General features: G+C 46.0%; 28 protein-coding genes. 13 read left to right on the top strand and 15 right to left on the bottom strand.

Translation table 11 applies throughout. The annotated features are described in order from the left end of the window. Window positions 1–43: 43 nt before the first annotated feature. The 4 genes from QUB25_RS20780 to vapB all read right to left on the bottom strand — a co-directional run bounded on the left by QUB25_RS20780 (window position 44) and on the right by vapB (window position 3,578). Complete coding sequence (locus QUB25_RS20780) at window positions 44–1,906, bottom strand: ATP-binding protein (protein WP_333185605.1); 1,863 nt, start codon at window positions 1,904–1,906, stop codon at window positions 44–46. Window positions 1,907–2,208: 302 nt separating this feature from the next. Continuing rightward, entirely contained in the window at window positions 2,209–2,481 is a 273-nt protein-coding gene (locus QUB25_RS20785; RefSeq protein WP_333185607.1) for a hypothetical protein, read from the bottom strand. Between the two features lie 53 nt (window positions 2,482–2,534). Next, a complete protein-coding gene (locus QUB25_RS20790) occupies window positions 2,535–3,179 on the bottom strand; it encodes a hypothetical protein (protein ID WP_333185609.1) in 645 nt (214 codons plus the stop codon). Between the two features lie 177 nt (window positions 3,180–3,356). Further along, window positions 3,357–3,578 (bottom strand): type II toxin-antitoxin system VapB family antitoxin, encoded by a 222-nt coding sequence (gene vapB / locus QUB25_RS20795; protein WP_333185611.1) that lies wholly within the window; start codon window positions 3,576–3,578, stop codon window positions 3,357–3,359. Here vapB and QUB25_RS20800 point away from each other — a divergent pair. Both QUB25_RS20800 and nadC read left to right on the top strand, forming a co-directional pair. Further along, window positions 3,577–3,726: a hypothetical protein gene (locus QUB25_RS20800; RefSeq protein ID WP_190655584.1), complete on the top strand. Its 150-nt coding sequence runs from the start codon at window positions 3,577–3,579 to the stop codon at window positions 3,724–3,726. The two genes, vapB and QUB25_RS20800, sit on opposite strands and share 2 nt — an antisense overlap. 61 nt (window positions 3,727–3,787) lie before the next feature. After that, complete coding sequence (nadC, locus tag QUB25_RS20805; RefSeq protein WP_333185613.1) at window positions 3,788–4,651, top strand: carboxylating nicotinate-nucleotide diphosphorylase; 864 nt, start codon at window positions 3,788–3,790, stop codon at window positions 4,649–4,651. A gap of 186 nt (window positions 4,652–4,837) precedes the next feature. On the opposite strand, the gene QUB25_RS20810 is transcribed toward nadC, so the two are convergent. Both QUB25_RS20810 and QUB25_RS20815 read right to left on the bottom strand, forming a co-directional pair. Then, window positions 4,838–5,872, bottom strand: coding sequence for a C39 family peptidase (locus tag QUB25_RS20810; protein ID WP_333185615.1), 1,035 nt, complete (start codon window positions 5,870–5,872; stop codon window positions 4,838–4,840). Window positions 5,873–6,363: 491 nt separating this feature from the next. Further along, complete coding sequence (locus QUB25_RS20815) at window positions 6,364–7,692, bottom strand: pitrilysin family protein (RefSeq protein WP_333185617.1); 1,329 nt, start codon at window positions 7,690–7,692, stop codon at window positions 6,364–6,366. A 238-nt stretch (window positions 7,693–7,930) separates the two neighbouring features. On the opposite strand from QUB25_RS20815, the gene QUB25_RS20820 reads away from it, so the two are divergent. After that, on the top strand, window positions 7,931–8,803 hold the full coding sequence (locus QUB25_RS20820; RefSeq protein ID WP_333185620.1) for an ABC transporter permease: 873 nt from the start codon (window positions 7,931–7,933) through the stop codon (window positions 8,801–8,803). A 13-nt stretch (window positions 8,804–8,816) separates the two neighbouring features. On the opposite strand, the gene QUB25_RS20825 is transcribed toward QUB25_RS20820, so the two are convergent. Continuing rightward, complete coding sequence (locus QUB25_RS20825) at window positions 8,817–9,188, bottom strand: hypothetical protein (protein ID WP_333185622.1); 372 nt, start codon at window positions 9,186–9,188, stop codon at window positions 8,817–8,819. A gap of 434 nt (window positions 9,189–9,622) precedes the next feature. Continuing rightward, window positions 9,623–9,769 carry a DUF1348 family protein gene (locus QUB25_RS20830; protein WP_333060456.1) on the bottom strand — a complete coding sequence of 49 codons (147 nt, stop codon included), beginning with the start codon at window positions 9,767–9,769 and terminating at the stop codon, window positions 9,623–9,625. Between the two features lie 13 nt (window positions 9,770–9,782). On the opposite strand from QUB25_RS20830, the gene QUB25_RS20835 reads away from it, so the two are divergent. The 4 genes from QUB25_RS20835 to QUB25_RS20850 all read left to right on the top strand — a co-directional run bounded on the left by QUB25_RS20835 (window position 9,783) and on the right by QUB25_RS20850 (window position 15,335). Then, window positions 9,783–10,556: a class I SAM-dependent methyltransferase gene (locus QUB25_RS20835; RefSeq protein WP_333185625.1), complete on the top strand. Its 774-nt coding sequence runs from the start codon at window positions 9,783–9,785 to the stop codon at window positions 10,554–10,556. 99 nt (window positions 10,557–10,655) lie between these two features. Next, a complete protein-coding gene (gene modA / locus QUB25_RS20840; protein WP_333185627.1) occupies window positions 10,656–11,444 on the top strand; it encodes a molybdate ABC transporter substrate-binding protein in 789 nt (262 codons plus the stop codon). Window positions 11,445–11,471: 27 nt separating this feature from the next. Continuing rightward, complete coding sequence (locus QUB25_RS20845) at window positions 11,472–13,982, top strand: ATP-binding protein (RefSeq protein ID WP_333185629.1); 2,511 nt, start codon at window positions 11,472–11,474, stop codon at window positions 13,980–13,982. 60 nt (window positions 13,983–14,042) lie between these two features. Continuing rightward, complete coding sequence (locus tag QUB25_RS20850; protein ID WP_333185631.1) at window positions 14,043–15,335, top strand: response regulator; 1,293 nt, start codon at window positions 14,043–14,045, stop codon at window positions 15,333–15,335. A 320-nt stretch (window positions 15,336–15,655) separates the two neighbouring features. Here the strand turns inward: QUB25_RS20850 and QUB25_RS20855 are convergent, their stop codons facing one another. Continuing rightward, window positions 15,656–16,174 carry a serine hydrolase domain-containing protein gene (locus QUB25_RS20855; RefSeq protein WP_333185671.1) on the bottom strand — a complete coding sequence of 173 codons (519 nt, stop codon included), beginning with the start codon at window positions 16,172–16,174 and terminating at the stop codon, window positions 15,656–15,658. A 600-nt stretch (window positions 16,175–16,774) separates the two neighbouring features. On the opposite strand from QUB25_RS20855, the gene QUB25_RS20860 reads away from it, so the two are divergent. From QUB25_RS20860 to QUB25_RS20870, 3 genes are all read left to right on the top strand, one after another. After that, window positions 16,775–16,984, top strand: a complete 210-nt coding sequence (locus QUB25_RS20860) for a DUF2997 domain-containing protein (RefSeq protein WP_015176940.1) — start codon at window positions 16,775–16,777, stop codon at window positions 16,982–16,984. 39 nt (window positions 16,985–17,023) lie between these two features. Further along, window positions 17,024–17,410 (top strand): DUF1257 domain-containing protein, encoded by a 387-nt coding sequence (locus QUB25_RS20865; protein WP_006634895.1) that lies wholly within the window; start codon window positions 17,024–17,026, stop codon window positions 17,408–17,410. A gap of 77 nt (window positions 17,411–17,487) precedes the next feature. Further along, window positions 17,488–17,958, top strand: coding sequence for a ferredoxin (locus QUB25_RS20870; protein WP_006634894.1), 471 nt, complete (start codon window positions 17,488–17,490; stop codon window positions 17,956–17,958). A gap of 94 nt (window positions 17,959–18,052) precedes the next feature. Here the strand turns inward: QUB25_RS20870 and QUB25_RS20875 are convergent, their stop codons facing one another. The 6 genes from QUB25_RS20875 to QUB25_RS20900 form a co-directional block, all read right to left on the bottom strand. Further along, entirely contained in the window at window positions 18,053–18,334 is a 282-nt protein-coding gene (locus tag QUB25_RS20875) for a YiaA/YiaB family inner membrane protein (RefSeq protein WP_006634893.1), read from the bottom strand. Window positions 18,335–18,697: 363 nt separating this feature from the next. Further along, window positions 18,698–19,792 carry a hypothetical protein gene (locus QUB25_RS20880; RefSeq protein WP_333185634.1) on the bottom strand — a complete coding sequence of 365 codons (1,095 nt, stop codon included), beginning with the start codon at window positions 19,790–19,792 and terminating at the stop codon, window positions 18,698–18,700. A 99-nt stretch (window positions 19,793–19,891) separates the two neighbouring features. Further along, on the bottom strand, window positions 19,892–20,869 hold the full coding sequence (locus tag QUB25_RS20885; protein ID WP_333185636.1) for a hypothetical protein: 978 nt from the start codon (window positions 20,867–20,869) through the stop codon (window positions 19,892–19,894). A gap of 56 nt (window positions 20,870–20,925) precedes the next feature. Next, a complete protein-coding gene (locus QUB25_RS20890; RefSeq protein WP_333185638.1) occupies window positions 20,926–21,294 on the bottom strand; it encodes a hypothetical protein in 369 nt (122 codons plus the stop codon). Between the two features lie 61 nt (window positions 21,295–21,355). Beyond that, window positions 21,356–22,060, bottom strand: coding sequence for a hypothetical protein (locus QUB25_RS20895; RefSeq protein WP_333185640.1), 705 nt, complete (start codon window positions 22,058–22,060; stop codon window positions 21,356–21,358). 95 nt (window positions 22,061–22,155) lie between these two features. Continuing rightward, window positions 22,156–22,422: a hypothetical protein gene (locus QUB25_RS20900; protein ID WP_190662273.1), complete on the bottom strand. Its 267-nt coding sequence runs from the start codon at window positions 22,420–22,422 to the stop codon at window positions 22,156–22,158. 254 nt (window positions 22,423–22,676) lie between these two features. On the opposite strand from QUB25_RS20900, the gene QUB25_RS20905 reads away from it, so the two are divergent. The 3 genes from QUB25_RS20905 to QUB25_RS20915 all read left to right on the top strand — a co-directional run bounded on the left by QUB25_RS20905 (window position 22,677) and on the right by QUB25_RS20915 (window position 24,656). Beyond that, entirely contained in the window at window positions 22,677–23,000 is a 324-nt protein-coding gene (locus QUB25_RS20905; RefSeq protein ID WP_172189318.1) for a helix-turn-helix domain-containing protein, read from the top strand. Window positions 23,001–23,015: 15 nt separating this feature from the next. Continuing rightward, window positions 23,016–23,705, top strand: coding sequence for an ImmA/IrrE family metallo-endopeptidase (locus QUB25_RS20910; RefSeq protein WP_333185642.1), 690 nt, complete (start codon window positions 23,016–23,018; stop codon window positions 23,703–23,705). A 108-nt stretch (window positions 23,706–23,813) separates the two neighbouring features. Continuing rightward, on the top strand, window positions 23,814–24,656 hold the full coding sequence (locus QUB25_RS20915; protein ID WP_333185644.1) for a YheC/YheD family protein: 843 nt from the start codon (window positions 23,814–23,816) through the stop codon (window positions 24,654–24,656). The last annotated feature ends 109 nt before the right edge of the window (window positions 24,657–24,765 follow it).

Here is a 24,765-nt window from a genome sequence, read left to right on the forward strand (position 1 = left end):
CAAAAGCCTAACAGAAAACCTTTCGGTGGTGGGGCGCATTTTGTTAGACCGGATCACGGATTTGCTGGTGGGCAAGGATTTGAATGACAAACTCGGTTCCCTCACCAGGTATTGAGAAGCAATCTAACTTACCGCCATGTTTCTCAGTGACAATCTGATAGCTAATCGCCAGCCCCAGGCCCGTTCCCTTACCGACAGACTTTGTGGTGAAGAATGGATCGAAGAGGCGTTTCTGAACAGACTCAGGCATTCCCATTCCGTTATCAGAAATTGCCATTTTTACCCACTTTGAATCAATCATGGCAGTCCGAATGGTAATCTGGTTGGGATTTTCCTTGATCTCCTGATAGGTTCGTTTGAGGTTAGCTTCTTCCAGCGCATCAATGGCATTTGCCAGGATGTTCATAAACGCCTGATTGATTTGACCAGGATAGCATTCTATTAGCGGTAGATTACCATAATCACGAATTACTTGAATCGCTGGCCGCTCTGGTTTATCTTTTAAGCGATGCTGCAAAATCAACAACGTACTATCAATGCCCTCATGAATATCAACGGCTTTGAAGTCAGCTTCATCCATTCGTGAAAAGTTGCGGAGTGACAAAACAATCTGGCGAATGCGCTCGGTGCCGACTTTCATGGAGTCGAGGATTTTAGGTAGATCGGCTTGGATAAACTCCATCTCAATATCTTCCGCCTCAGCTTGGATTTCGGGTGCTGGGTCGGGATAGTAATTCTGGTAGAGTTGCACCAAACCTAATAAATTGTGGGCGTATTCCTGCACATGAGTCAAGTTGCCGTGAATGAAGTTGACTGGATTGTTGATTTCGTGTGCCACCCCTGCCACCATTTGCCCCAAAGCAGACATCTTTTCGCTTTGCACCATTTGAACCTGAGTTCGTTGCAGTGCCTCTAAGAGTTGTTGCAACTGGGTATTTTTGTCGCTGAGTTCTTGGGTTCTTACCTTGACTTGAGATTCAAGCGTTTGGCTGTAGTTTTCCAGTTGTTCGTTAGCTGTTTTCTGTTGCTGTAACAGTTGTTGAACAGCGCGAATTAATTGGTTAAAGGCATTGGCAAGGGTTCCAATCTCATCATCTTGCTCCACAGTCGCTTGTAACTCAAAATTAGATTCTTCAGTAGTTCGTCGGGCAACGCTGGTAAGAGCTTGAATGGGTTGGGCAATTGCTCGGCTGGTCAAAACGGCCAAAAGAATGGCGATCGCAACAGACAATCCAATGCTGGCAGCCACAATTTTCTCTGAAACTGCGTTCGCTTGTTGTTGCAAGCTTTCGGCTTCTTCCAGTTCTTGGTAAGCTTGGTCAATTAAACCCACCAAATCATCCGAGATGCCATCGAATTCCAGCGCCAAATCGCTGTTGGTAAATTCCAACATCAGGGCTTGGGCTTGCTCAACATCAGTGGGTGATGCGAGATTCAGGTTGCGAATTTGTTCAACTCGGTGTTCTAATTCCTGTGAGTAGCGTTGTGGTACGCGGTCATAGGTTTGCAAGAAGACTGGAATTCTTGGTTGATGTATGTCATATTTTAGGGTCGAAGGCTTTGCCACAAATGTCTTAAGTTCACCCCAAATTTCTTGGATTTCAGCTTTATGCTTCAGCAAGTGAGCATATTCATCTTGAAATTTTTCTGGGTATTGGGCTAGAGGGATGAGTTGTTGTTGGTGGGTTCGGGTTTGGAGAACACGAGATTGTAGGCGCTGTAGAAGTTCCACTTCGTTGCGTACGTGTTCTTCTTGCTCTTCAGCCTGTTTTTGATAGTAACGCCCAACTCCAAAACCAGCAATTGTTCCACACACGGCTATGCTGAGAGCAAGGGCGTATCCTAAACCGATCTTTTGCCCAACTCTGAGACTGGATAACCGTTGTCCTAAACTCTGCTGCGCCATATAACCTTCTCTAGCGGTACAGGAGATTTGCTTGACCCCGTGCCCCTATTTGCTCATTTTAAGCCTTTGAGTTTGAAAAGGGAAAACTCCTATGTTTAGGATAGGTTTTCCCTGACAGCGTTTACGTCTTGAATTTACGCTTTTCTAAAGGCTCTACGTAAATCGTGCAGAACCCCGCAGTAGATCGTCACCCCGCCCGTTCCACAGTTACCCGCCAATGCCGAACATCTTTTTTGTATTCTAAATTAGCACAACTATCCGAATTCTACCTGCTGAAATTTCGTGCAAACTTCCCGTCCGCGCTACTTACCCACCGTAAAGTCTCCGCCTGCTGTTGAGTTAGATGAACTGCTATAGCTTTTAGTGTAGCTTAAATTCGCTATCGGGCCATTAGTCATTACTTGCAAGCGATCGACTTCCTCGAACCTTTTTGCCCCAGCTTTGGCAATATCGTCTGGGAGTTTGGGTTCAGCTATTCTATTTTGGTGATTGTGCATCACAAAGTCGATGAAGTCGCTGACTTCTGGCAAGAATGATTCTGGAAGTGGCTGCAATAAGGGCGATCGCAATATCACGAATAGTAATAATAATTGCCCATTACAGTCGTTTTTATTTTAATAGAATAATCTCATGAATGAGCCTCTACAGTAATCTGCCAATCATTATCCTGTTTTTGGAGATGGAGGCTAGGAATGGTCTGAAGTATTTCAATCAATTTCATATCAGGACACACGCTTCGTATGACAGTTCGTATTGGTTGCTTATAATCCTCGTGAAACTTTTTACTCAATACTGCAATTGTCACAAAGTTTTCAGGCTGATTTACTATCAAACTCTTGATAATTTCTATCAAAGCGATTTCCAAGTCATTTACTGATTTAATGTCAAGAATTAAGATTCGCTGATATTTTGAAATCCTTTGAACTTGGCGAGGTGAGATATCTTCAGTATCCTCAGCCTTCACTATAGTTGGCAAGCTTTCATAGACTTTCTCAGGTCGCTTACGCTTCATTCGGTCTTTGATTGAGGTTGCTTGATACTCGTCAAAACTAGGGATTACTGCCTGAAGAAGAGCTACATAAAACTCTTGCGGTATTGGAGTGCCGTAGATCGAAAAGCGCCCGCTACTTGTTAAAAGGCTCCTCAAACCGTAGCTATAACCTTGAAATTTTGCCACTACTTCAAGTGACAGTCCATACTTTTTATAAAATATCTCAGTGAGCCTAGCCACGGAAATCCAGGGATTACCGTTCCTACTTGATTCAATAGCCATGAGGTTTTCCAGCTCTTCGAGTAGCAGTGGTAGCCACGAGGACGGATCTTGATGAGACTCCATTTTTTTTAATTACACCTCAGTAACAATGGGCGTGACACATAACTACAAGTTTATTGCCGACTATTCCATAATTCTCTGAGTTTGGCTTCCCTCACCGAAAGAAGTCTGAGTTTCTCATGAAACTTCACAGTCATTTAGATCTTCGAGAGGTCCATCAAAATTATCAGACATCCAGATTTTACCTTTCCAAATTCCAAGTCCGCCTCGCTTTGTCGGCTTTTCTTGATTGGAGTTTTTAGCCTGCTTTTCTATCAAAAACTCAATATAATGAAGCACTTCTGTCTGCAGAGACTCAGGGAGTTCTGCTAATTTTTCTAAAATGAGTGGCTGTATCATGATTTCTTCTCGCGATCGCCCTATCTATTCCATTAAAGCACCAACACCCAATGTCAGCAACAGAATACCCCATCATCTAGCCCGATCGCCCTCGCTCTACCCAAATCCCGATCGCACTAACACCATCATAATTGTGCAACTTGCTTAAAATTACCCGATCGACTATTCTTCCTAGTAGATATCATCTTGATATAACAACTGACAAAAACATGACAGCAATATTACCGCCTTGGATAGTTTTAGACTCGCTATTGCACAACTGGCTGCTAGAAGATATCGGTAGGGGCGATCGCACAACATCGGCCTTATTTCCCGCAAACAGCATCCAGGGTACTGCTAAATGGATAGTCAAAGAAGCTGGAGTCATAGCCGGATTGCCAATTGCCGATCGCACATTTAAACTTTTAGACAGCAGCCTCAGTTTCATTCCCCAAGTACCAGAAGGGAAACTGTGCCAAAAAGGAGAAGTAATCGCCGAGATTTCCGGCAATTTCGATGCGCTGCTAACCGGAGAAAGAGTAGCATTAAACTTGGCAATGCGTTTGAGCGGCATCGCTACATTAACTCAGAAATATGTTGACAAAATTGCCGATTTACCCGTGCAATTAGTGGATACGCGCAAGACAACGCCCGGATTGAGATTGTTGGAAAAATACGCGACTCAAGTCGGCGGTGCTTGTAATCACCGGATGGGATTAGATGACGCGGTGATGATTAAAGACAATCACATTGCGGCGGCTGGAGGAATTGCAGAGGCGATCGCCCTAATTCGCAATTCTATCCCCTATCCGCTGACAATCGAAGTTGAAACCGAAACTCTGGCTGAGGTAGAGACAGCTTTGCAGCACAAAGCGGATATTATCATGTTAGATAATATGTCCTTGGATTTGATGCGGCAGGCTGTGGCAATAATTCGCCAAAAGAGCGATCTGGTAAAAATTGAAGCTTCCGGCAATGTTACTTTAGAAACAATTAGAAGTGTAGCCGAAACCGGAGTTGACTATATTTCTACCAGTGCTCCGATTACGCGATCGACTTGGCTGGATTTGAGCATGAAAATTCAGAATCATTAGTCATTAGTCAGCAGTCATTAGTGATAGAAAATATTGCCAATAGCAAATCAATCTTTAATAGCCATTTTACTTTTTAGTCTCCCTCTGCTCCGACTTCGTTTGACTATTAAGCGATTTGAATCGCCGAATAATTCCAGAGGCAACTTATCTCTTAGCTACTGACTCATCACTAATGACTAATGACTCTTAACAATGATTTGAGATAAAATGAACCCAAAAATTCCCGTCAGGCATACAGAGGCTGCGGATTAAGCGGTAAGTATAGTGCAAGTAAGCACCGCTGACACTTGTATCGTAGCCACTTCGGAACCACTCACCATAGGGATCGTGAACGAAGAATCCCTCGCTGTCGTAGCCTGATGCAACTATAATGTGACCGAAAGACGTGAAGTATCCGTGGATGACAGCGGGATTTCCGCTGGCTAGCCAATCTTGAACGTCATCAATAGTTGCATTCTCGGTAAAGAAATCTTGAGCGCCGTAATCTTTAACAATCTTTGCTAAATCGTAGGGGTCCCAGCGACTGTAACCTTTGGCGATCGCATATTCGTAGAGTTCGTCTTCATATTGCCCGGTTTGTTTGCGCCGTGGCACCTTCAAAAAGTCCATACACATCGCTAATGAAGTTACATTGCAAGAACCTGTAGGATTGTTCAAGTTATCCATTTGCGATCGGTAAGGAATGCCGAGCCTGACAGTTGGGGGATTCGGTTTGGGAAAAAACAGAACGCTGTCTTGAGTAATTTGAGCGTGTGCCCCAAAAACATACCAAATTCCTGAACCTTTGAAAGACTCGTTGCGGAAAGCAACTCTGATGTGACCGCGAGCCGGAGCAAAAGCCAGGATCTCAAACTCTTTTCCGGCTGGTATTACTTGTTTTTCCGAGTCCTGAAGTTGAGAAGACGCCAGCGGTTTCGATTTCAAAATCGTGTCTCTAAGCGTTTTCAGGATCAGGGGAGGTGTGATAATCTCCCCTGGTTTGGTTTCGATTAGCTTTTTGGCTGTGACTGCTCCCAAAAAACCCGGTTCGCCACACTTCATCAGAGTTTGAAATCGGTGGAGTGCAGCAGTAGAGAGAGGGCCAAATTCCCCGTCTACGGGAGGCTTCAGTAAACCCAGGTCAATGAGGCGGCTTTGAATTTGACCACTGAGTTCGTCGTCTGCAGCAATTGCTTTGGCATCGTACCTAATTTTTGAGTTGAGAAAGTTTTGTAATTTCATGCTTGCGTGCCCCTGTCAATCGATTTTAGATTCTAGATTTTAGATTTTAGATTTTAGAATTACGATCGCCGATAAATCCGGTTTCCCTAGACTAAATTGCTTGCTCGTCAATAATTCCCAGTTTATCGTCTCATAAAATTACGGTAATTTTGCCGAGCAATCGATTTTAGATTTTAGATTTTAGATTTTAGATTTTAGAGTTACTATCGCCGAGCGATCCGGCTTCCCTAGACTAAATTGCTGACTCGTCAATAATTCCCAGTTTCTCGTCTCATAAAATTACGGTAATTTTGCCGATCGTTCGTACCTTAAAGGCTTCATATTAATTATTTGATACAAAACCTTCAAGGCGAGGGCCGATCTAATTTCACGCACTATTGACTAAAAATCCCTCGTGCGCGCTGACATTTTTTCTGCCGAATGCCGAATGCCGTTGGATGGCTCAAAAACAGAGGGATGGGAGTATTGCCCTGTTGAGGCGATCGACCAATTTATGCTTCGTCGGGACGAATTACCACAACACCCATCGCGTCGGGAGAGAGATATTTGACGGCGGCTTCTCGGAGATCCTCGGCAGTCTGAGCTTGGATGCAGGCGGCATAGTTGAGTGCGGGAGCGATATCTCCTACCATCGACTGATAGTAACCGTACAAACTTGCTCGATCGCTCGGAGTTTCGTTACCAAAGATAAACCGATTTGCTACTTGAGTGCGGATGCGGGAAATTTCGGCATCTGTCACCAGTTCGGTTTGGAGAGTGCGGATGTGTTGGACGATCGCAGCTTCCACTGCTGGCAAGTTTTCTGTCGGTAGTTGAGCGGAAATTGAGAATACGCCGCCGAGTCGCTGAGTCATGTTGCTCACCGAAATTGACGAGACTAGCCCTTTTTCTTCCCGCAAATCATGAACCAAGCGAGTTGTGCGGCCGTGACCCAATATTGTCGCCAAAACGTCGAGGGCATAAGTTTCGGACATTTCCATGAAACCTGGCACTCGCCACATCACGATCAGTCGGGCTTGCTGAAGGGCAGAGTCTACAAATTCGCGGCGGACTGTTTCTGTAAACGGCGATTCTTGGCCGTAGTTCAGGATTGGGGATTCTGGGTGAAAGTTGCCGACAGCAGGCACATTTATTTTGTTGTGTTGTGCTGTGCTTTTTGCTGCAAAACTGTCTGCGACAATTTCTATTAGTTGCTCGACTGGCAAATTGCCTACAGCTACGGCTGTCATCGCCCCTGGCTGATATCTGCTGTTGTGGAAATCCCGCATTTGTTGGGCTGTCAACTGTTCGATTACCGCCGTCGGGCCGAGTACCGGTCGCTTGTAGGGCAGGACTTCAAAGGCTAATTCCATCGATCGCTGATAGGTGCGGCGGCGGGGATTGTCTTCCGATCGTCTAATTTCTTCTAAGACTACCAGCCGTTCTCGATCGAAGGCGTCGTCGGGAATGCTGGCGTTGAGCAACACATCGACTTGCAGGGGAGCTAGTTCGGCAAAATCTTTAGGAGCTGTGGTGATGTAATAGTTAGTGTAATCTTGGCTGGTGGCTGCATTGGTGACAGCGCCGCGCTGTTCGATCGCGCGCTCAAATTCGCCACTGGGAATGCTGGGAGTTCCCTTAAAAATCATGTGTTCTAAAAAGTGAGCCATCCCGTTAATGTCGTCGGGTTCGACGGCTGAGCCTAAATTGAGCCACACGCTGAGGTTAACAGCATCGACCGGCAAGTGTTCGGCTATAACGGTGAGGCCGTTGGGGAAATGGCGGATTGTTGGGGCGTTGAGGGGCGATCGAGCTGAGGTTTTGAGTAGGATTGATGTCATTGTGCTTTTAAATTTATCTTGTTCTCTATATCTTAAAGGGTCTTTAAGGAAGGACTCAGGCATTCGCCATTTGGCGCGAAAAATTCAATTGGATGTGGACGGTAATACGCGCACCGAGTTTTTTGTCTCCCGGAAGAAGTCTTGTTAACGTATTTCTGCGATCGCGATCGTTAATTTATCCTAATAGTTGCCCAAGTCCTCTGTTTTTTGGTGACAGCATTCGATGGAAAATCGAAGATTGAATAAAAACTCCGTATTTCCACAACCAGCTTTTCAACGATTTTGGCGATCGACTTCGGGGAAAATCGGCTTAATTTTGACTTTAGCGCTGATGCTCTCGGCACTGTTGGCCCCCCTACTTTCCCCTTACGATCCGGCGGTCGATCGAGATTATTTGTCGCGCTTGGTGGCTCCTAGCGCTAAACATTGGTTTGGCACCGACGGTTTGGGGCGAGATTTGTTGGTGCGGGTGTGGCACGGATTGGGGATCTCTTTAGTCGTCAGCCTGGTTTCTGTGGGTGCGGGTTTAATTGTGGGAACGCTTTTGGGGCTGGTGGCGGGGTATTTTCGGGGGTTGCTGGAAATTGTGATCGGCACTTGGGCGGATATTTTGTTAGCTTTTCCTTCGATTTTACTGGCGATCGGCGTTGTTACCGTCACCGGGCCGAGCCTGCAAAGCGTAATTATCGCCGTCAGCCTCGTGCAAATTCCGATTTACATCCGCTTAACTCGCAGTATGGTGCTGTCTTTGCGGGAACAAGAATTTGTTTTGGCTGTCAAGGCCTTGGGCGCCAGCGACTTGCGGATTATTTTTCGCCACATTTTGCCGGGAAGTCTGGCGCCTCTAGTTGTACAAGCAACTCTTTCGACTGGTACGGCGACACTAGAAGCTGCCGGTTTGGGTTTTTTGGGTTTGGGCGCACAGCCGCCGGTTCCTGAGTTGGGGACGATGCTTTCTGATGCTTTTAAGGGCGGATACGCTCTTTCCTCTCCTTGGACTATTTTGTTTCCCGGTTTGTTCATTACCTTGACTGTTCTGGGTTTCAATCTTTTGGGCGACGGGCTGCGAGACGCTTTAGACCCCAGATCCAATGCTGCGGCAAGGAAATAGCAATATTCAGGACTTACGCAGCAAGCACAGTATTTGAGCCATACTGTGCGTCCTCTAAAAATTGTTCAGGTATGCTCAAACTTTTGGCGGGAGTTGAAGCCATTTCAAAGTCGTAGCCTGGGCTGCCGACTGAGGTGATACCCGCTATGACTGGCTGCATTAAGATTGGCCCGGATAGGCGGCTGTCGCGCCCGATCGCGATCGTTAATTCTACCGCTGATTTATTGACTTTTTGCACCAGCCAACTCACCAAGGCTTGCCCCAAAATAGTCGCCATTTCCGGGGTGCGGTTAACCTGTTCGTCTTGAACGCCTTCAATGGCGATACCGCGAATGCCTGAACCATGTTGCAGCTTTTTTAAGTTATACTTTTGCAGAATAATCAATAGTAACTTTTCAGCTAAGCATCAGTTTACGACAAATTTTAAACCGCAATTGTTACATTTGCTATTATCAATAAATAGGCAAGCTTTTACAGCCACTTACAAAAGTTATTAAAAGCGATTACCCAACATAAATTATATCAAATTCGGTTAAATATCAATGATATACAAGTGCGATCCTCCCGCTCGCTATCGAAAGCAATCCTGGAGAGTGAGAAAGTGGGAGGATTTCTTGTCTTCCCTCTTCCTTTTTTCTTTGATATTCTGAGATCATTTCAAGGAACAAATCCGCACTCTGACATCGTACCACTGCTATTCAAAGCGCACAGAAATTCGCTGTCGGTAAAACTCCCCAGTTAATTTTTCAAAGAGTAGTCTAGTTCTTTTGCCCACTTGCGTTTTAATAAAGCCTTGATTTGTTACCTGCCACTGAAAAATTAGGCAGGGTTACGCCACGGTGAATCTTCGGTGTAAGCTAATGCTACTCGTTTTGGCTCGCGACTATTCCAGTCATCTTCTGCGATTTGAACTTTAGTTTTAGCAGTTTCCCGCGTAAAAGGCGGCAGTGGTGGTTTAGTTTCCATCGAGTTGAATGATTTGGCTCCTTTTCAAGGAATCATCGAACATAGCATAATAATGAACACAGCACAAGACCACTATAACCAGCAACTTGCTGCCGTTTACAGTTGGATGTCAGGAAATCCTGAAGCAGCGATCGAACGAAATCACGCTCTTTTTTGTCAATTGGCGCTCGACTCCGCACCGCGAGGATTAGCCATTGATTTAGGTGCAGGCTCAGGATTTCAATCTATTCCTTTAGCGCAATTAGGCTTTTCGGTAGTAGCTATAGATTTCTGTGAGGCCCTACTTTCAGAGTTACGCGATCGCGCTAAACATCTTTCCATCCGTACCATTCACGACGATCTGCTTAATTTCTCGCAACATATTCAGGAACAGGCGCAGCTCATTGTTTGCATGGGCGACACACTTACACACCTAGAATCATTGAGTGCTGTCGATTCATTACTTTTGGACATTGAGCGCTCGCTGACTGACAATGGGATGTTGATTTTAACTTTCCGCGATTATGTTTCAGCAGAGCTTCATGGAACTCATCGTTTTATTCCTGTACAAAGTGATGAATTTACAATCCTCACTTGTTTCTTGGAGTATCAAGAAAATAGCGTAGCAGTCCATGACTTACTCTATCAAAAACAGGGCGGTCGGTGGTCATTCAGTGCCAGTTCTTACCAAAAACTGCGGCTCAATAAAAATTGGTTGTGCGATCGGCTATCTGAAATAGGTTTACAGGTACTTCAGAACGAGATGATTAATGGAATGGTTTGTATCATGGCCAAGAAATTATATTAGAGAATTTATATTAAAGACAACCGAGAGTCGCTCTAGTGACTGTTCCGAAATTTACAGCCCCATCCAGGGCTTAGAAACTGAAATCTCACGAAACCTGATATGAAACTCCTCCGATGGCTGACATTGTGCTTCTTCTCCTTGACGCTCACCCTCTGGCTGGGTAGTTGCTCCTGGGCACCCCAAATCCAGGCGGTGACGCTCAATTTGGCTGTGTCAGGCATGGTTCGCACTGCCGTGGAGGAAATCGATCGACTCTATCAGCAGGAACACCCCAATATCTGGTTGAATCCGACATTTGCCGGAGCTGCCTTAATCCGGGCAGCCGTTGACCAGGGAGAACCTTTTGATGGGGTTTGGTTCGCCGATATTGCACCGCTGGATGCGTTGCAAGCCCAAGGGCTAATTCTGCCCGAAAGCCGTCGGGAGTTAGTGACCACCGATATTGTGGTGATTGCTGCGGCTGATTCTGCGGTGCAACTGACTGATTTGCACGAGTTAGCGAGCGATCGCCTCAAAACGGTTGCAATAGGCAACAAAGACCTGTCGCTTGGCAATTATACTCACGCCATTCTGAGTCGGTTAGGCATCCTTCAGGCAGTGGAGTCCAAGGCAGTCTGGGCAAAGGTGGATGTGCGGGAAGTCTTGCGAGCCGTCGAGCAGGGAGAGGCAGACGTGGGCATTACCTTTCTGCCAGAAGCCAAAGCCTTTGCCAAGGTCAAGGTGTTAGCCACCGTATCGCCCGACCTCTATGAGCCAATTCGCTCCGGTGCCGCTGTGGTTAAAGCCTCTCCCCATCTCCAGGAAATGCAGGCGTATCTGGACTTTTTAAGCACCGATCAGGCAATGGCAGTCTTTCAAAAATTTGGACTCCGCCCTCTGCGGTCTTAGATCGACGAAACTAAGCACGAGACAGACATGATGAAACAACCCTCTAACTTTCTCAAAATCGTTGCCGGGAGCCTGGGAGCAGCCACTTTCCTGGCATTAGCAGTGAGTGGAATCGCATTTTGGAGCGCTAACCGCACCTTAGAAACTAACCGCCAGATCGCCCAACATCTAAAAGCGCTCAATTGTTTGGAAGCGTTGACCAGTGCATTTCAGGATGCTGAAAAGATGCAGCGGCAATACCTGCTCGCGCAAAACAAAAATGACTTCAGGAAATTTGGGCTTCGGACGATCGATGTCGATCAAGAATTGCGACAATTGCAAAGCTTGCTAGAGAACGATCCCCGCCAACAGGCAGCTACCAAGCGCCTGGAAGAATTTATCCTGGGTCGCCTGGGGGAACTCCGGCAGGGCGTGGAACTCCGGGACACCAAAGGGCTGGCGGCGGCGATCGATCGCACCCCCCCACGACTGCTCGACGAGATGACGTTGCTGACCCAGCAGATCGAAGCGAGCGAAACCGTAGCGTGGCGACAGAAACAGCAAGTTGCCACCCACACAACCCTTCTGGCAATGATGGCATTTCTGGTGGGCATCGTCCTCAATCTAGGAATTATTTTGTGGACTTACCGCCTGATTTGCAGTGAAATCCTGAAGCGGAATCAAGCCGAAACCGACCTTCAGCAAAGTAACCAGACGTTTCAAAACCAGACTAGCCTGTTGCAACTAATCCTCAACAGCATGAGCGATGCCGTGCTCGTTGCCGATGAAAAGGGTCGATTGCTGCTGTTTAACCCCGCTGCCGAGCAGATGTTTGGCAAAATAACCGACAGCCAGCCGGAAGAATGGTCCGAGCAATATGGACTGTTTCATGCCGATGGGGCAACTCCGATCCTAGCGGAGCAAATTCCTTTAGTGCGGGCTGTTCGGGGTGAGCAGGTAGACAATATGGAACTTTTTAGCCGTCATAGCAAAGCCCAACAGGGCGTCTGGATGACTGTTAGTAGCAGACCACTCAAAGATGCCAGTGGTGCATTGAAAGGGGGAGTTGTTGTGTGCCACGATACTAGCGATCGTAAGTCCACAGAACTACAAATATTGCGGGCGAAAGAAGCTGCCGAAGTTGCCAACCGCACCAAGAGCGAGTTTCTTGCCAACATGAACCACGAACTCCGCACCCCCCTCAACGGCATCCTCGGCTATACCCAAATCCTCCAGCGCGACCCCGCCACCACCGCCAAGCAGATGAAAGGATTGGGGGTGATTTATCAATGCGGTTCCCATTTACTCACCCTGATCAACGACATTCTGGATCTGTCCAAGCTGGAAGTGCAAAAGATGGAACTCTATCCCCAGGATTTCCATCTGGCTAACTTCCTCTCTTCTACTGTGGATATTTGCCGCGTCAAGGCAGTGCAAAAAGGCGTGGAGTTTCATTACCAGCCCGCCAGCAACCTGCCCACTGCTGTCCATGCTGACGACAAACGCCTGCGGCAAGTGTTGCTCAACCTGCTCAGCAATGCGGTCAAATTTACCGATTTTGGCACCGTCACGTTTCGGGTAGAAGTGGTGGAGTCAGAAGACTCAACTTCAGAACTCAAAACTCAAAACTCAAAAATTTCAAGAATTCGCTTCCTAATTAAAGACACTGGCATTGGCATTGCCCCAGAAAAACTATCCACGATTTTCTTACCCTTTGAGCAGGCCGGGAAACGCGATCGCAACATCGAAGGCACTGGACTAGGACTTGCCATCGGTCAACAAATCATCCAGAAGATGGACAGCGAAATTCACGTCGAGAGTGTAATGGGGCAGGGCAGCAATTTCTGGTTTGAGATCGACTTGCTTCCAGCATCGGATTGGACAACACAAAATGCGATCGCCAACCACAAGGTTATTGGCTATCAGGGCGAACGACGCAAAATTCTGGTCATTGACGATCGCGAAGAAAACCGTCTGGTGGCAGTGAATATGTTGGAACCGCTGGGCTTCAAGCTGACAGAAGCTGATAATGGGCAGGCAGGTTTGGATACCACTATCCAGACGCGACCCGACTTGATTATTACCGATGTACATATGGCGATTATGGATGGCTTAGAAATGACCCGTCGCCTGCGACAATTGCCAGATTTTGCCCAAACTCCCATCATTGCCTCCCCTGCTACCCTGTCTCAGGTGGATATACAGGAAAGTCTGGACGCAGGGTGCAATAGCTTTTTCCCCAAACCGATCGAGTTTAGTGGGTTGCTTGCCGAATTGCAGCGATATCTAGAATTGCAGTGGATTTACGAAACCGAAACAGAGACGACTCAACCCGCTGTCAGCAACGCCGATGAGGTTAGCATGATAATACCGCCTGCTGCTGAACTGGCAACCCTCTATGCTGCCGCTCAGGGTGGTTTTATGACCGATATCCAGCAGGAAGCCCATCGCTTGAAGCAATTAGGGCCGGAATATATTGCCTTTGCGAACCGAGTTCTAGAACTGAGTCAACAGTTTGATGAGGAAGCCATTCTGCGTCTAATCGAGCCACGGCTTTAGCGACTTAATATCGATCCACCATGCACCATTCATCCCTTCAATACGTTTAGGAGTTTGCTAATGTCAGTCTCTTCTATCTCTCAAGAAAACACGATCTTAGTCGTAGATGATACTCCAACCAATCTGCAAGTATTGTTTGATGTGTTGAGCGAACAGGGCTACCGGGTGGCGATCGCCAAAAATGGTGAAACTGCCCTGCAACGAGTGCAATCGTCTGAGCCAAATTTGATTTTGCTGGATGTGATGATGCCAGGGATCGATGGCTTTGAAACCTGTCAGCGTCTCAAAGCTAATCCGGCCACTCGCGATATTCCAGTTATTTTCATGACCGCCCTCTCCGACTCGGTGGATCAGGTCAAAGGGCTGAGCCTGGGTGCTGTAGACTACATCACCAAGCCGATTCAGCATGAAGAAGTCTTGGCACGGATTCGGGTGCATCTCCAACTGCGGAATGCCACCCGGATTATGGAACAGCGCACCAACGAACTCAACCAAGCTTTAGAAAGTTTCAAGCAAGCCCAAGTGCATCTAGTGCAAGGTGAAAAAATGTCTGCCCTAGCCCAATTGGTGGCGGGAGTGGCACACGAAATCAACAACCCGGTGAATTTCATTCAAGGCAACCTGAACTATGTCAAAGAATACACTCAGGAGCTGCTGGATTTGGTGCAACTGTACCAAAAGCACTATCCCAATCCGGTAGCAGAAATCCGAGAGCGGGCAGAATACCTGGATCTGGAATTTTTGCAAGAGGATTTTTGGAAGATGCTGGGTTCGATGAAAATGGGGAGCGATCGGATTCGCCAACTCGTGCTCTCCCTGTGCAACTTCTCCCGCCTTGATGAAGCGGACTGCAAACCCGTTGATATCCATGCAGGTATAGACAGCACTCTGTTGATTTTGCAACACCGTCTGAAAGCCAGACCCGATTTTCCTGCCATCCAAGTCATCAAAAACTACGGGCAATTACCGGAGGTCGAATGCCACCCCAGTCAACTCAACCAGGTATTCATGAATATCCTCAGTAATGCGATCGATGCCTTGCAGACATCAGGTGTCAGGGATAACCAACAACCTACTATTACCATCAGCACCTCGATCGGTAGTGGTAACTCGATCGCGATTAGCATTGCCGATAATGGAGTCGGTATCCCGGAACTCATTCGCTCTAAACTATTCGATCCGTTCTTCACCACCAAACCCGTGGGCAAAGGCACTGGCTTGGGACTGTCGATCAGTCATCAAATCGTTACTGAAAAACACGGCGGCAAGATTGAGTGTGATTCCACTCTGGAGAAGGGCACTGAGTTTGTCGTACAGATTCCGCTGCGACAGGTCATGGCACAGGTTGCTTAAAAGAACGGTTACGGTTGCGGCAACAATTATCAATCAATTGGAATACTCTTTATCTTAGAGAATAGTAATTAGGATTTTATGGTAATAGGACTTACTCACAAACTAATACTGTAGGCTGTGCATTACGCACCTTAACCCCTATCGGTAACGCATTAAACTATTTTTTGTATAATTCCTGGATGTATTAGCTGGCGCTACTGCGAAGCTAGTTCCATTAATATCGTTATCCCCATTTCATCCACCGAGAAATCATCCTTTGCTGCATCACCGTAATTCGAGAGGATAGCTATAGCAGGAGGCAGGAGGCAGGGCAGAGGTAATCAGAGCAAGGGTTTCAGCAATCGATCTCGTCCTAACAAGCCCATGCCAAAGTTAGAGTATTCGTAGCTTTGACCGGGTTCGCTCAGCAGCGTGATTTCTGCTAAATCTGCATACATTTCCGGCGCCGTGTAGTCAAGGTAAGGATTGCTGGGATATTGAATTTCTTCCAGGAAACTGTCTGGTAAACTGGGTAGTCTAGAGGTATGGGTTGCTAACTGTTGCAGGGTGATAGATTGGACGGCAGGATTTACCTGGTTGATGACTTCTAGGGGCAAATAGAGACGAATCGGAGCGTGTAGATCGACAGTGCCATCATTCACTAATTTCGCCAGAACAGTTCCTGTAAATAGTTTAGTTACAGATGCGATTTCGTAAATTTTACCAGCATTAGGAATAGCAGAAACGGTGTCGCTGAGCTTGCCAAATCCTTTGATGTAATGATGCCCTTGCTCAACTACTCCGATCGTTAAAGCCAGTTTTTCTCTCTTGCTTAGATAATCCTGCGTAATTCGATCGATTTTAGACTATTATATTTGATAATTCATGATTATTTAATTTGCGCTAATTGATAAGTAATCCTGCAGGAAAAACAGAAGACCCAGAACCCAGACTTTTTTAAGAATTTGGGTATCTAACGCGCGACCGTATTTTACGTTTACGAAACTTACGAACAGATAAGCCCCGACCCATCTAAGTTTTACCGTCACTTCCGATAGAATTCTTGTGGGGTGTCCCGCCCGCCCGAAAAATAAAATTTAGATGCCCAATAGCTTACTATCTGTAGGGCGAAGCACACGGCACTTTACCCTCGGCCTACTATCTCGGGCTCCATCCTCCCTCCCCGAGGATCAATCCCAAATAGCCGTTGCTAATATTCGCGACTCATGTATGACTTGACTGCTGTCACGATCTACGCGAAACTTTACATACAACTGATGTATTGCTTCTACCTATTAATAAGTTCTGTTAAGTTGTGACTCAAAACCTATCAATTCGTCAAAATTGATATAGCGCTTTGTCAGTCAGCCAACTCTCAAGAAGCTACTTCAGGAGGCATCGTCCCTGGCTTGCTGGTGTCGGTGTCTGTTCTCAATATTCCTATTCAGTCAGCCCGCATTATGGAAACACTAGAGTTTGTGATCTATCCAGATGGCCGCGTACAGGAAACGGTCACCGGCATTGTCGGTGCTTCCTGTGCTGAGGTAACGGCTGCAATTGAAGCTCAGCTCGGCGTGGTGCTTCACCAAGAGTCAACATCTGAATATTTCACGCAAGCGCTGCATCAGTCAGCCGAAGCGACGGCCCAAGTGGCTTTTAGCGATTGGTAATTTTTTTGTTGAGTTCACTTAAGTTTTTTTGGAACCACCATGTCACATTTTAGCCAAATTAAGACCCAGATCCGCAATTTGAATTCTTTGGAAGCTGCTTTAACTGACTTGGGTATCGACTGGAAGTCGGGCCCGACAGAGGTGCGCGGCTATCGCGGCCTCACCAGCACCGCTGAGGTCGTGATTGAGCAAAAAAACGGCTACGACGTAGGTTTTAGCTGGAACGGGACTGAGTATGAATTAGTGGCTGACTTGCAGTTTTGGCAGCAAGCTTGGTCTGTAGACCGTTTTCTGAATAAGGTGACTCAGCGCTACGCTTACCATACTGTGGTGAATGAAAGCGCTAAGCAGGGTTTCCAAATTTCTGAGCAAAAGCAAAATCAAGACGGTTCGATCCGCTTGGTGGTGCAACGCTGGTGCGCTTAAAAATTTTTCGAGATTTTTGCAATCTTGTCTCATCAAAGTCCGCTTTCGCGGACTTATTTACTCTTGTGGGGGTCTAAATGTCTGAGCTTTCTGGACTCGGAATAGATACAGCAAGCGATCGCTCTGGTTTAGAGCCGGAGTTGGGAGGATTTTTGCGGGATGCGCCCGATCGCTCTGGTTTGGAACCGGAATTGGGCGGTGTGCTGCGCCAAAAAGGTGTCTATGTTGATGAGATTACCTGCATTGGCTGCAAGCACTGCGCTCACGTTGCTCGCAATACTTTTTATATTGAACCGGATTACGGTCGATCGCGCGTAGTTCGACAAGACGGGGATTCTGAAGAGTTGATTGCTGAGGCGATCGACACTTGTCCGGTGAATTGCATTCACTGGGTTGATTACACCGAACTCAAGAATCTGGAAGAAGAACGCAAGGATCAGGTGATGCCTGTCGTTGGTTTTCCGGTGGATATGGCGACAGTTAAGGCCGGTATTCGCCAGCGACAAAAGAATAAGTTGCGCGATCGTAAGTTCAAAGGTAGCCATTGAAATCCCCAATTCCCATCCGCAGCTTGAAACCTGTGGCTCAAACAACAAAAACAGCCCGCGCGGGCTGTTTTTTGTATACATTGTATAGTCAAATTTATTTGAGAGGATGGTGCTCTGCGAGAATTTTCTCAACTCTAGCTTCGTCAATTCGGGCAGTTAATGTTGATGCCTCGTTGTTATCCCGAATGGTTTTTGCTAAAGTAAAAGACGAGCCGACTGAAAAAGTTAAACCCATACCCATAAAAGCTTTTTGCCAGGGGTCTACCTGTAAATAAATGATACCTACAGTAGTGGCGGAAAGGGCAAGAATAAAAGAAAGCCAGCACTGAAGTATCCAAGCATTAGTATCTTTTTGGCGTATGATTTGTTTCTGCATAGTGCCTCTAAGTCCAATATATCTTTTGGTTGATTAACTTAAAGAATAGATAGCGTGAGTGAAGCGGTCAGGAGAGCAGGGGACAGTTTCGATAAGTGAACAGTGCGATCGGGCTTTTTACTAAATATTTCAACGCTGTAGATAGGGTTTGAGCCTCAAGGAAGGCGCGCAGCGAGTGGACAGTTTGAAAACTCCACTAACGAAAGCTTGTTTTTTCTCAAAATAGCGTAAGGTGCGCCGAGGCGCACCCTACTTCTCCCAGTCCACCTCCGCTAACGAGAGTTTGACTCTATGCAGCGGTTTCAACCGCCGACTCTTATCTACTTCGTTGGTGTAGCCCCAGTTTCAACCGCCGAGTCTGATCTACTTATTTTTCTGCTGAGTCTTCGCTTGTTCGATCGCAATTTCCCTGACTGCTTGCAAAGAACTCAAATTCGATGCTCCTTCAATCGCCTTCACCGCCAAATCTTGAACCTGTTTCAAAGCAGAATCCAGTTGTTTCGACAAGCTAGCAAGGCGCGCATCTTGATTTTGAATTGTCTGCAACATCCCTTGAATTTGCAGCTCATAATTTTGCTTTTGCCCTTCGATATCTTTAGCAGACAAATCAGCCTTAACTTTAGCTTGGTAATTGCCAATATTGCGGCCGTTATCTTTCCCGTTCTTGATATTAGCTTCCAGTTCTTTCGGGAAAGCTTCTACCTTAGCTTTAACCTCAGCATAAAGTTTTTCCCGTTCCGAAATATATTTCTCGCGTTCCGCCCACTGTTTCTCCTGTTCTTGCTGAAACTCTTCGATTTCTTGATACAGCCTTTTCTGGCGCTGTTGGTATTCCTCGATGTCCAGATTTCGCTGAAGATTCAAATCGTAAGCATACAGCTCTTCATCCCGCTGGCGAGCTTTTTGGTGGTTCTCATTGCGTTCTTTAACGGCCAACTTTTGCAGTTCCTGCTCTTTTTCCCAAGCTTGCCGGCGTTCCAACAATTCCTGTTCAACAGTTTCGCGCTGTTCGCTGAGTTCCGCACTAAATGTTTTGGCGCTTTCTTCGTATTGTTGGATTAAATTGTCCAGCGTATCTTCTGCAACATCTTCTAAACTATGCAACTCTTGCAGTTGTTGGATTTCGTCGCCAACAGTTCGCTGCAATTCCCCCAGTTTAGACGCTTCTGTTGTCAGTTTTTCCGACAGTTCGCTGACAGCGGCACCGAAGCCAAATTGCAGTAAGATTAAATTGTCGATCGTCCCCTGCATTTTTTGTTTGCTTTCAGTTAAAGCCATTGCTTTTCTTGCTTCCGCTATTGCTAGTTCTTTGACTGCGATTTCTGATTGATAAATATTGGCAGATTTATCGTTATTAAGCTGCTTCAGTTGCAAATCCAGTGCATTTTTTTCCTGTTCCAACTGTTTATAAGCTTCTAATATTTCAGCCTTCGTATTTTTGTCATTCATTCTCGCCATCGCTTTCATCTCCTAACTTTGTTAGTCCGCATCGGCGGACTTTGTTTGACAAGGAGCGGTTTCAACCGCCGATTATTATCCAAAATTGAGCTACAAACCTTAAGCTTTGGTAGCAAAAGCTTTCAGTGCCAAGTCTTGCGCTTGCTTCATCGTCGCTTGCAATTGTGCAGAGATTTCGGCGATTTGTTCGGTTTGTCGCTCAATTGTCTGCTGTAGAGATTGCACTTTCAATTCATATCCCTGCTTGCTTCCTTCCCATTCTTTATCCACTAAATCTGCCTTGACTTTAGCTTCGCGGGAAACTTCTTGAATTGCTTCTTCTTTGGCTTTGACATAAGCCTGTTTGAGTTCTTCTTCAAATCCGGCGACTTTTCTTTGATTCTCTTCAAACTCCGCTTGATTGTCGCTGAGGACTTTTTCCCGTTCCCCCCAATTTTTTTCTTTTTCGCGGGTAGATTCTTGCAAGTCCCGTTCTAGTTTGCGCTTCGTTTCTTCGTATTCGTCGGTTTCGATTTTGCGGGTGCGTTCTAATTCGTATTGGTAATCGGCTGTTTCTTCCTGACGCTTTTTAGTTATGTGTGCAGTTTCTTCTTGAACTGCTGCATCAAATTCTTGCTGTCCTTTTTCCCAAATTTTGCGTTTTTGGGTGGTGTCTTTTTCGATAAGTTCGCGTTGGTTCGCAGCGTTTTGTTCCAGCAGGGTCAATTTTTCTCGGTGCTCTTGAGTTAAAATGTGGAGGGCGTCTGCTACAACTCTGATTTGCTGCAACTCTTGCAATTGTGCCGCTTCAATTTCGATCGCGCGTTTTAATTCGTCTAATTTTGAAGATTCCGCCTTCAGTTTTTCGGAAAGTCCGCTGGTGATGCTGCCAAAATCTAATTGTAAGTCTGCTAAGCCTTTGACGATGCTGTCAATTGTGTAGGTGGAGGCGACTTCGAGGAGTTGTTTTTTTTTGGCTTTTTCGGCTGACTGTTCTTTGGTTTCGACTTTAGATTCGATCTTTTTTTTGTCTGCTAAAATCTGCTGAAAGTTTTGCAAAATTTGGGCTTTGCTATCCTTGGCAGTTGCTATTGTCATAATGTTTGCTTCTCCTGATTATAACTTTTTGACACTTTTGAGTGAGACTTTCTCAGTTATTCTAAGTTGCGGAGTTGGCTGAGAAGGGAACGGTACTTTCTGGCTGCGTCGGGTTTTTCTTCGGGATTGGCAATACCTAGAATTTTGAGAATTTTCCAGCAGCGATCGCACCGATTTCCTTGCCCGCAGCCGCACTCATCAATTATACTTAAAAGTGTGCCTTTTAGCAATTGATTTTCGGCTAACAAAGCTCGGTAATTCCGCTGGACAGATTCGGCAACTAAAGTCATGTGTTGGAAGTCTTCGGTGAGACTTTCGATGTCATTAACTGCGTCTGCCCGAATTTGGTCTAGCAGCTCAAGATTCTCTTTCAAACGGCTTTCTTGGAGGTTGGGTTGGGTTTTTAGATTCGTTAATTTCTTCATTTCACTATGCGTTGTAACAGTTATGGTAAAGGCGCGATTTAATCGCGCCTTTACAACAGAATTAGAACAAGTCAGCAGTTGATTTGTCTTCCGCTGGCGGTAGCGACATACCGCCGTTGGAATTCAAAGCAATAGCATCGCTTTCAGCGCCAGCGTGAGCGGCCATCAAGCAGGCCACTTGCTGCGCCGGCAGGTTATCTAAACACACCATAGCTTTTGTTCCTTCTAAGTCAATCATCCGCGATTGATTGCTAGAATCTGACAAAACTGCTGCGGCTTGGTCGATGACTCCCCAGTCTTTACGCTCCATCCAAGACCATTTCAAGCTGTAGTAGTTGATCGGTTTTACTACTCCGCTGTCGTCTGGTTTTTGACCGGAATGCTTGACAAATTCGGGAACAAAAATTCCGGTTGCAGGTTCTACGCCGCGAGATTGAACTGATGCTACCAAGCGGTTAAAATCGTTCAAGCTGCGGTTTTTGATGTATGTCACCATGACAACTCCTTGTGGCAATTCGCCACTTTCTGCGACAAACCACAGTTGACCCCACAGTGTGTGGGAAGTTTGGCCGAGGGAACCGAAGAATTTGGAGAATTTGAGGATTGTCATGGAACACTTGGAACCGTAGTCTGTATCGCCAATTGTCCACTGGCCGGCCTGGCAATTGTTACGTACTGCGATCGGAATTTCGGGTACTAGCAAAGCATTGCTCGGTTTGGCACCAAATACTGAAAATGTAGGTCTTTCTTGTGTTTTAGTAGTCATTGTTCGTTTTTCCTTAGTTATTTATTGCTGCTTTACGGGAAATTGGTAGTTGGTAATCCGTTAAATCTCGTACATTGCTCGTAGCAGAACTTCGATTACCTAATGAGATGTGTTGTCGCTTTTGGTTCTGGATAGGTATACTCAAGCACCGCCTCTTGTTGAGCTTTGATAATCCGCAGCGCGGCGAGCAAATGCTCTAACGTTTCTAGGTGCGCTGGGGTGAAGTGGATGCTGAAGCCTTCGCCATCCCGCGCGTAGCCGGGACAAACCAGTGAGGCTGAGCTTTGTTCTTCGTGGGTGGCGATGTATAGCCAGTCATCGTCTTCGAGCTTGTAATGCGTGTCTGTCCAGGTTCTCAGCATTTGCTATCTGCTCCTCCTTATTTGCTGCGTACAAGCGTTTTGACGCCCAGCGCTTCTCACTCCTCTAAAGTTGACGACGCTATATGTAGCGTATGAGCTAGGCTAGTTTGCACCCTTAACCCTACCAGTCAGGCTCTGCGGGTTGATTAAACCGTCAACTGACCTCATGGTAGCGCGAGTTGATTTTCCCGTCAAGTATTTTGTTGAACTTTTCATCAAAACAGGCTAGAATGCTTGTCAGGAGGCGAAAAACCGTGGAACAAACATTTGGAAGACTGATCCGTCAAGCTCGCAAGGACAAAGCTTACTCACAACGTGAGCTAGCTGCTATGCTAAGTGTGGATTTTACTTATTTGTCTAAGTTGGAGAACGATCGAGCGGATTATGCGCCCAAAGAGGACGTAATCCGAGCATTAGCGCGAAATCTAGACATAAACGAAGAGGAATTGATTTTCTTGGCGGGGAGACTACCGCAGCAGTACGAAGCGCTGCTGAAGCAGAATCCGAAGGAAATGCAGGCTCTTTTCCGCCGGATGCAAGAAAATCCAGATTGGCTCAAACAGTCTTTTGAAGCGTAAGAGAGGCCCCTCATAGTGAGTATTTTTAAGCCGTATTGCTTCTATCCCAAAGAAACGATCGAGCGTTTGGCAAATGACATCTTGATGCAGATGCAGAAAACGCAAAATTTTGCTCCGAGATGGCCTTTTGATGCGACAACGGTTGCTGATTTTCTGGATTTAGGCGTAGTTTGGGAGTGCATGGAGCCGGATGAAGAAGGTGCGATCGCGGCGAGGATTTTGCCACAGCAGCGGTTAATCGAAATCAACGAACAGATTCTCGAAAAACCGCCGGGCTTCATCGAATCGACGATCGCCCACGAAATCGGCCACTGGGTGCTACACGTCAATCAAGACGAAGCAGACGGCACTGTGGAACAGTTGGAATTAAACTTAGGCAATGAAGGAAAAACGGCGTCTGATGTCGAGGAACCGTTTGTTTGTCGGGGTGCGAGTGCTGATAATAAGGTTTTGTCGATCGAATGGCAAGCGCAATATTTTGCAAGCTGTTTGTTGATGCCTCGGTGTATTTTGGAGGAAAAAAGACAGGGACGCGATTTAACAAAGTGGTCGCATTTATACAAAATGAGAGATGAATTGGGAGTGAGCATTTCCAATTTGACAAACCGCTTGCAAGAATTCGATTGGATTTATATTCCCAAGGGAACGCGCGAGATTTATGCCGGGAAAGATGCGGCAAACGGGCAGCAGCGGTTGTTTGGATAAAAGTGCGATCCTCTTCGAGGGCTGCGCTAACGAATTTGAGGTTTGAGATTTGGAAGCGATTCTCAAATCTCAAATCTTTAAAATTACTTTTTAATTAAGTTACATTTTATGCTAACCAATATTGAAATCCTGCTGGCAGCTTGTGAGGAATTAAATATCCCTTACGAAATCCTGCATCCTTCCCAAAACTTGATTAGACTCAAACAGGGCGGCGAAGAATATTATTTTGTCAATTACATGACGCCATTTAACAGCGCGTCAGTAGCCGAACTTTTTAAAGACAAAGAATATACCTATCAACTATTAAACGGCAAAATAAATACTCCCAGAACTCTCGGTTTTGTCTCGCCTCACTGCGAGGAGAAGTATAAAAAGTATTTGACTTTCCCAGATATTGAATCAATAGTTTTAGAAGTAAACAAAAAATTCGCTTTCCCGGTTATTCTCAAAAGAAATCGCGGTGCTGGTGGCAACAATGTTTTTTTGTGTGAAACTAGAGAGCAAATTAAAGAAGCCTTAGAAATTATATTTAACGTCAATAACAAAGATTATGACTATGTAGCCCTAGCTCAAGAATATATCGAAATTGCCCACGAATATCGGGCTGTATTCTGCAAAGAAAAGCTAGTTTTGCTGTACGAGAAAGACAAATCTCAGGCTAAATTTGCGGGCAATTTAAGCCCGCTGCACTGGGAAGGTGCAAAAGCCCAACATATAATTAACCCCAGTCTCATGTCTGAGATTGAAGATTTTGTTAAACCTGTTTTTGCTGAAATTGCGATTAATTATGCTGGGCTTGACATCGCGCTAGATAAAAACGGAGCATATTGGTTGATTGAAATTAACTCAAGTCCCAATTACGATATTTTTGTCAGAGATAACGATCGCCAAATTGTCGTAACAATGTTTAAAGGCATCTTGGATACCTTGGTTGTTAACAAAAAGCCGTAAATGCTCGATTTGAATGTACTCGATCGTATTTAGATGAATGTGGTGTAAGGTGTAGATTAGCTGAAACGCTTTAAGCGAAATAGGTTTCAGCCAATAACTTAAAATTCAC

It is taken from the genome of Microcoleus sp. B3-D7, from assembly GCF_036705305.1.
Taxonomy (GTDB): Bacteria; Cyanobacteriota; Cyanobacteriia; order Cyanobacteriales; family Microcoleaceae; genus Microcoleus.